Origin of the sequence: Candidatus Methylomicrobium oryzae, assembly GCF_016745425.1 — a bacterium.
Lineage (GTDB): Bacteria > Pseudomonadota > Gammaproteobacteria > Methylococcales > Methylomonadaceae > Methylomicrobium > Methylomicrobium oryzae.
In genome coordinates this window covers 1-3,816 of sequence record NZ_JAERVK010000038.1, presented here as the reverse complement: position 1 = coordinate 3,816, position 3,816 = coordinate 1, and the positions used below count along the sequence as shown (strand labels likewise).

The window sequence follows — 3,816 nt, the reverse complement described above, 5'->3', positions numbered from 1 at the left end:
GCTTTACCGAACTGGCGGTGCCGATGCTGCTGACCACGCTGTCGGCGATTGACCGTGCGGACTGGGAGGCATTCGGCCGGACTGGCCGGTAATCGGGTCGCCGGCTGGCGCCTATCGTGACCGGCGGATTGAGTAGCTAAAGCCCTCTCTCCGCTGATTGCAAAACCGGAAAATCACGCAAATTCATCATTTTTGCCGCTTTAAAGTGGGATTTTTGAAACCTACGAGGCGAAAAAAAAATGAAGAAAATCATCAAGCGCAGGCAGGCTGCGGCGGTGGCAGGGGTCTGTTCCCGCCAAATCCCTCACTTGATCGAAACCGATGGCTTTCCGCCGCCGGTCACCGTTGGAAAGTCAGAGGGCTGGATCGATACGGAAGTCCAAGCCTGGATCGATCAGAAAATCGCCGAACGGGATGCGGCGCTGGCCGGAGGTGCGTCATTGGTCGGAGGTGCAGCATGAGTACCACGGCAAAAACGCAATTGCGGTTGGTCGAGGTCCACGGCGAAAAGCTGACGACGACCAGTCTCGTCATTGCCGAACAATTCGGCCGATCCCATAAAAACGTACTCAGAAGTCTGGATAAATTAAAAGATCGGCTCAAGTTTGTGCCGATCTCTTATTCGGACAAATACGGCCGCGAACAAAAAATGTATCAGCTCGACGAGCGGTCGTTCCTGATTGCAATGCCGTTTATTGGTGGAAAAAAAATCCGTGGAAGGGCAAATTGCGCTGGTCGATGAGTTTATCAGGCTCAAGACAATCCTCAATGAGCCGGGACGTAAAGCGGAGCTTGCCGCCAAGCGCCATACCGGTTCCGAGATGACCGATATGCTCCGGTTTGTCCGCGAGACAAACGGTAAGGAAACCACAAAAAATCATTACCTGAACGAGCATCAGTTTTGCAATCGGGCGCTGACCGGAAAGTGGGAGGAGATCAACGAAGCCGAATTGGATGTTTATGACCTTCGTCTTCTATCCGCGATCCGCAAGCACAATACCTTGCTTATCACCCGGTATCTCAAACAGGCCGAGAGGAAAAAACTGCTGGACGCGTTTGTCGCCGACTACCGGGCAAAGCCCCCGCGGCTGAAGTTGGTAGGGGCTTAATCAGGCCATTTTTTAATCACGGAATCAAGCACATGAACCACTTTATCACCTGGGACAGCACCGCGCAGCCCCAACGCATCACCCTTCAACAAATCCTCTACCAGTGCCGGCGCGCCGACGGCGATAACGCACTGCTGCTCGATGCGGTCTGTATGGCCGACATCCTGGAAGGCGCCGACGAGATTCTGGTGTTCGATGCGCTGGTATCGACCTATGCCGGCCTGGAACGCAAGATGCTGGCGCTCCAGAACGTGATGACCAGGGCCGGCGATACGGTCAAGCCGATGGCCTTGCAGATCAGCGAACCGTTCAAACAGCAAGGCGTCGCGCAGGTGGCGGCGATATTTGAGCTCTCGGACGGGCAAACCGTCTCGATCTTCTTCCACAATCCGGATGTGACCCCGCAGAAGATGGCGCCCGGCGATTCGCTGGTCAGCTGGAAATGGCTGTTGAATAAGCGCGACGTCACGATCCTGGTGGCGCCGGAACGCGGGAAGGATTTGAATGTGCGCGAAGTGGCAACCCGGATCATGAAGCTGGCGGCCAAGAACAGTGCGGCCTTTCAGCGGGCCAACGCCAAGCGGGCCGAGAACCTGCAGGCAATCGAGTCGCTGAAAACCGAAATCGCGGCCCTCGAGCAGGAACTGGCCGACGCCCAGCATGAACTGGAAGTCGCCAAGCAGGCGTATGAGGACCGTTCGCTGAATCCTCACCCTCAGGAACAGGACGCCTACCATGCCCGTCTCGATGCCGCGCAGCAGCGCTTTATCGCGGTCAAACAGGCCCTGGCCGCGATGATGAACTGGAGCCAAGGTGCGGACGGCGTCTCAATGGTCAATCTGCGAACCGGGCATGCGGTTGTCTATCAGCCAACCGCGGCGAATGCGCTGCGCGAGGCGGTATGGACGCTGTACCAGCTGGCGGGCAAGGGGGATTGGAAGCCGATCAAGCCATTCATCGATAAATCCAGCGAGCAAGGCTATGCCGAAACCCCGGAGGCCTTCGCCAATGGTATCAATGCGGCAGCCAACGCCGAGCCTGAACCGAAAGTCGCGAAGCGTGAAGCCGAAGCCCGGCCGGCGAGTGCGCCAGAAACGCCGGTTACCGATCCGGTCGACGAGCAGATGAACCAGCGCTATCAGGCCGTCAAAGCCGAGCTGCAAAAGCTTGGATGGCAAATAAGCCCCGATGGCGTTTCGCTGCAAAGTCCGGACATCGGTTGGGCGCTGGTGCCGCGTAAAACCTCGCTGAGCAGTCGCTGGCGGATTTACCGACTCATGGCCAAGGGAACCTGGAAGTTCGTGAAAGAGCTGGCGGACAAAACGGATAAGAAAGGCTATGTCCAGACCCCGGCGCAATTTGCCAAGGCCTTACACCACGCCGCGCTCGATGCCGCGGTCAGCGCCGAACAGAAAGCGAAAAGCCCGGCCCGGTCCCGTTTTGCCGCCGAACTCGACGCGCTGAAAGCCGAAACCGATATAGTTGAGTTCGACCGCAAGCTGGACGAGATCGTCCTTAGAATCGAATTGGCCGGCTTAATGGACGAATTGGACGCCGAACTGAATGCCGCCGCGGATCAGCTCACGGCGTTGCTAGCCAAGGCCGAGAAGCGGGTCAAGTAGGTGCGGCCGGAAAACGCAAAAAGAAAAACGGGTAAGTATCAAACACTCTGGCCATACGGCGGTGTTATCTCATTACAAGAACGGTAATAAAGAAACTTGGCTTCTTACAGGATGGAAAGATGATGAGACGGATGGTGGGGAAGGGGTTAACCCTGACCCCACCTACGCTCAAAACCCCTCTGGTATACAGGGTGATGAGGGAGCCGATAATTGAAATATAGACGTTTCGCATGAGAAGTCAATCGGCAAAGGGTACGAGGGCGGGCCAAGTAGTAGCCGAACAATGCCCAGCCGTCAATAACGCAAAAAAACGGACCAGATTGTTACGACCTATTTCCTGACACCGATTACAAATCCGAGGAAGTGTCGGGTCCTTCTCGGCTGGCTGGTGACCGACCCTATTTGCCGACCCAAAGAAGCGGCAGGGTTGTTAGCGGGCAGTCAAGAGCCACCCGTACCTGCCTCTTCGCAATCAATGTACCTTATACCGGGTGAATGTCAACCGACAGCCGGCCCCGCGCCGGTTTTTTTGTGACTAAACCATAGGCCGCCATCGGCCAAACCCTGTTTTTCGCTATTGCAGACATTCTCCCTGGATCGCAATCAAAGCGTCGAGCAGCGGCCCAAAATAAAAACCCCGCAAGGTGTAAAGATGAATTTCCTGTATTCTTTAGCTGGAATTGTATCGCCATGAGGATAAGAATGCGTAAGCTCAACTATTTTCTCAGCAACATCTATGTGGCTGTATTTCTAGGTGTTGCGGCAATTGCACTTATATTAAAAGAGCTCCAGTTTGTATTCGGCGATGCGCCCCCGCTCTTGGTTTTTTTAGTCGTGGTCGTATTCGCCTCCTGGGACGGCGGGTTGAAAGCTGGGCTTTATGCGACAGCCTTAAGTGCCGCAGCAAGTGCAGTTTTGGTTGAGCCTTACCATTCGATCTATAGCGCCTCTTCCCGCGAATTGCTTCGCATCCTTCTCTTAGTGGTGGTAAGTACGATCAGCAGCCTGATGATTGCGCGTCTGTCTAAGAGGAGGGTGTCCTGAATTTTGTGTAAACGGAGTTTTTAACGGTTTGGCATCCGGTC

Annotated in this window: 5 protein-coding genes; all 5 read left to right on the top strand. The window is 55.3% G+C overall.

What is annotated here, in order from left to right:
- Nucleotides 1–239 precede the first annotated feature (239 nt).
- The 5 genes from JJL52_RS20925 to JJL52_RS20905 all read left to right on the top strand — a co-directional run bounded on the left by JJL52_RS20925 (nt 240) and on the right by JJL52_RS20905 (nt 3,775).
- Nucleotides 240–461: a helix-turn-helix transcriptional regulator gene (locus JJL52_RS20925; RefSeq protein WP_202054462.1), complete on the top strand. Its 222-nt coding sequence runs from the start codon at nt 240–242 to the stop codon at nt 459–461.
- Entirely contained in the window at nt 458–742 is a 285-nt protein-coding gene (locus JJL52_RS20920; protein ID WP_202050355.1) for a Rha family transcriptional regulator, read from the top strand. The genes JJL52_RS20925 and JJL52_RS20920 overlap by 4 nt, the downstream gene beginning before the upstream one ends.
- Complete coding sequence (locus JJL52_RS20915; RefSeq protein WP_202050356.1) at nt 714–1,109, top strand: hypothetical protein; 396 nt, start codon at nt 714–716, stop codon at nt 1,107–1,109. The genes JJL52_RS20920 and JJL52_RS20915 overlap by 29 nt, the downstream gene beginning before the upstream one ends.
- Nucleotides 1,110–1,141: 32 nt before the next feature.
- Complete coding sequence (locus JJL52_RS20910; protein ID WP_202054461.1) at nt 1,142–2,731, top strand: defense against restriction DarA-related protein; 1,590 nt, start codon at nt 1,142–1,144, stop codon at nt 2,729–2,731.
- A gap of 702 nt (nt 2,732–3,433) precedes the next feature.
- Nucleotides 3,434–3,775, top strand: a complete 342-nt coding sequence (locus tag JJL52_RS20905) for a DUF4118 domain-containing protein (RefSeq protein ID WP_202054460.1) — start codon at nt 3,434–3,436, stop codon at nt 3,773–3,775.
- Nucleotides 3,776–3,816: the final 41 nt, after the last annotated feature.